The following is a 2681-nucleotide window of genomic DNA, read 5'->3' as shown; positions in this document are numbered from 1 at the left end:
ACCAAAGAGACCAAGGGCCTGAAGGTCGACATCGACAAGCCTGAAAAGAACAGCGTCGAGCTGGCGACAACCCAATTCCCGACCCAGCATCTGGTCGAGCTGATCGGCAAGGCCGAAAAGGGCGAGAATTTTTACGAAACCAACCTGTTCGACGGTTCCGAAGACGCCAACAAGGTGATGACCACCACCGTCGTGGTCGGCAAGAAAACCGATGCCGACAAGGCCGACCCGGAAGCTTCGGCACTGGCAAAGCTCGCTACCGACAAATACTGGCCGGTCGACATCGCCTATTTCGACGACACCAACAAGACGGGCGAAGAGGTGCCGGAATACCGTATCAGCTTCAAGCTGCATGAGAACGGCATCACCCGCGATCTCGTCATGGACTATGGCGACTTCTCGATGACCGGCAAGCTGGTCAACCTGTCGCTGTTCGACCAGACGAAACCCTGTCCCGCCAAATAGTGCCGGTCTAGGCAGTTGATTTACCACGACACGGCGTGGTCGTAACGATCGACTTGAACGTGCCGCAATCGTCTCTCAACCTCTCCCCGGCGTCCAGGCGCGAGGGGGATCAGCTTGAGCAGGATCGATACATTCGTGGCGCCGCGGCCCAACCCGGCACTGATCAGGGCCATGACATCCGTCAACCGGATCGTCATGCTCCGCGGCATTCCCGGATTTCGGGATATCTTGCCGTTCAATCGCCTGGCCGGTCTGCGCGGCGTCTCAAATGTCCGCCATATCGACTTTCCCCACGCCGACCTTGAGCGGCTGAAGGCCAGTTGCGGGGCAGGGAAGGCGACCTTCATCACGCCCAATCATCCCGAGTTCTTCACCGACTGGATGATCGATAAGGAAATCGTGTCGCAGGTCAGCCCGCTCACGGCCTCATGGGCAACCAATGGTGTCGTCAACGGCCTTGGCCGGCTGATGCAGAAGTTCTGGCTGGCCAACAACCTCATCGCTCAGATTCCCGGCAATAGCGGGGCAGCCAAGGAACACTCCATCGCCTGGGCCTTGAAAGGCCATGGCGTGCTGCTGCATCCCGAAGGCGGCGTCGGCTGGCATGCCAATGTCGTTGCGCCTTTGCTGCCGGGTGCCATCGAGATGGGGCTGGAGGCCCTCAAGCGCGGCCGGGCCACGGATTCCGATTTCAAGGTCTGGATCGCGCCAGTCGTGTGGAAGCTCGCCTTCACCGGGAATGTCGAAGCGGCGCTGGCGAAGGAATGCGCTTATGTCGAGAAAAGCCTGAAAATAGAACGCCTTGCGACCGACACGCTGCCGCAGCGCATCCACCATGTCTATTCGGCGCTGCTGGCCCGCGATGAAGCAGCATCGGGCATGCCATCCGACGAAGGCGCAACCTATGCCGAGCGCCAGCAGGCGTTGGTTGCTGAACTCGGCCGCCGACTCGGCGAAAGCATCTCATTCGACGCTGCCATAACCGACACCGCAGAGCTTCTGCGGCGTGCGCGTCGCTGGCAACGCGAAAACACCGACGATACGGAACGGCAAAGCCAGGTCCGCGCGCTCGCCGATAGGGTTCAGAGGCTGCAGCGCATCGGACCCTGGGCCTGCGCCAATCCGCGCATCACCCAAGAGCAGATCGCCGAACATCTGAAGCGGATCCGCAACGACTATTGTCGAGGCGGGCTGCGCGACACGATAAACCGGTTCATTCCGCAGCCGGCCGGGCCGCGTTGCGCCCACATCCGGGTGCCGGAGGCACTGGGCTTGCATGAGCATGCGGGCTCGATCGACGATGCGGTTGCCGAACTGCACCGTCGCATGCAGGATACGGTCACCAACATTGTGGCCGAGCTTGCGGCCAATGGCGGCTTCATTTTCTATCCGAATCCATTCTATCGTCCCTGACATCCTGACGGGCCACGTGGCCCGCTGTGGTGGAGGATGGAAGGCAAACAGCAAGCTTCATGGCGGTCTATGTCGACGCAGCGATCTGGAACTGGGCCGGCCATCGCTGGTGCCATCTGTTGGCCGACGACACCGACGAGTTGCATCGCTTTGCCGCCCGGCTCGGCGTCAAGCGCTCATCCTACCAGGGGCCGCCCAAGACATCGGCGCCGCATTATGACATAACCGGCTTCGAGCGCGACCGTGCGGTGCGGCTCGGCGCCATCGAATGCAGCCGCGAGGAGATCGTCGCGGTCTTCCGGCGAGTGCGAGTGCCGAACGGGAAGATAAAGCGCTGACGGCAGGGCGCGGATCGTCGCACGCCGCATCACAGATCCCGCGGCGCTTGCGTTTATCGCGCATCCCCTCTATATGCGCGCTCATTCCACACACGGACTTTGGTGTCTGCCCGGGAGAAATCCGGCTGAAACCTCCGGTGGCGTTCGAGGACAAAGTCCAAAAATGCCTGTGTCCGTGGAGGCTAACCGGAAAGGAACTTTGAATGGCACTGCCTGATTTCAGCATGCGCCAGCTTTTGGAAGCTGGCATTCACTTCGGCCACCAGACCCACCGCTGGAACCCGAAGATGGCACCCTACATCTATGGCGCCCGCAACAACATCCACATCATCGACCTGTCGCAGACGGTGCCTTTGCTGCATCAGGCGCTTAAGCAGGTTTCCGACACCGTCGCCAAGGGTGGCCGCGTGCTGTTCGTCGGCACCAAGCGCCAGGCGTCCGAGATCGTCGCCGATGCTGCACAGC

The 2681-nt window shown here is 61.2% G+C and carries 4 protein-coding genes; all 4 read left to right on the top strand.

Annotation, left to right across the window (positions count from 1 at the left end; all coding sequences use genetic code 11):
* A partial coding sequence (locus EN906_RS30090) for a DUF1849 family protein (RefSeq protein ID WP_127375599.1) occupies positions 1–465 on the top strand: 465 nt, incomplete at its 5' end.
* A 114-nt stretch (positions 466–579) separates the two neighbouring features.
* Positions 580–1878: a hypothetical protein gene (locus EN906_RS30085; protein ID WP_127269020.1), complete on the top strand. Its 1299-nt coding sequence runs from the start codon at positions 580–582 to the stop codon at positions 1876–1878.
* Between the two features lie 59 nt (positions 1879–1937).
* Positions 1938–2216, top strand: a complete 279-nt coding sequence (locus EN906_RS30080; RefSeq protein ID WP_027036667.1) for a DUF4031 domain-containing protein — start codon at positions 1938–1940, stop codon at positions 2214–2216.
* 203 nt (positions 2217–2419) lie between these two features.
* Positions 2420–2681, top strand: a 262-nt coding sequence (rpsB, locus tag EN906_RS30075) for a 30S ribosomal protein S2 (RefSeq protein ID WP_127375598.1), incomplete at its 3' end; no start/stop codon positions are given.

The sequence above is a fragment of the Mesorhizobium sp. M7A.F.Ca.CA.004.06.1.1 genome (genome assembly GCF_003999135.1).
Lineage (GTDB): Bacteria > Pseudomonadota > Alphaproteobacteria > Rhizobiales > Rhizobiaceae > Mesorhizobium.
The sequence above is the reverse complement of the archived record's forward strand: the minus strand, read 5'-3'. Positions and strand labels throughout refer to the sequence as shown.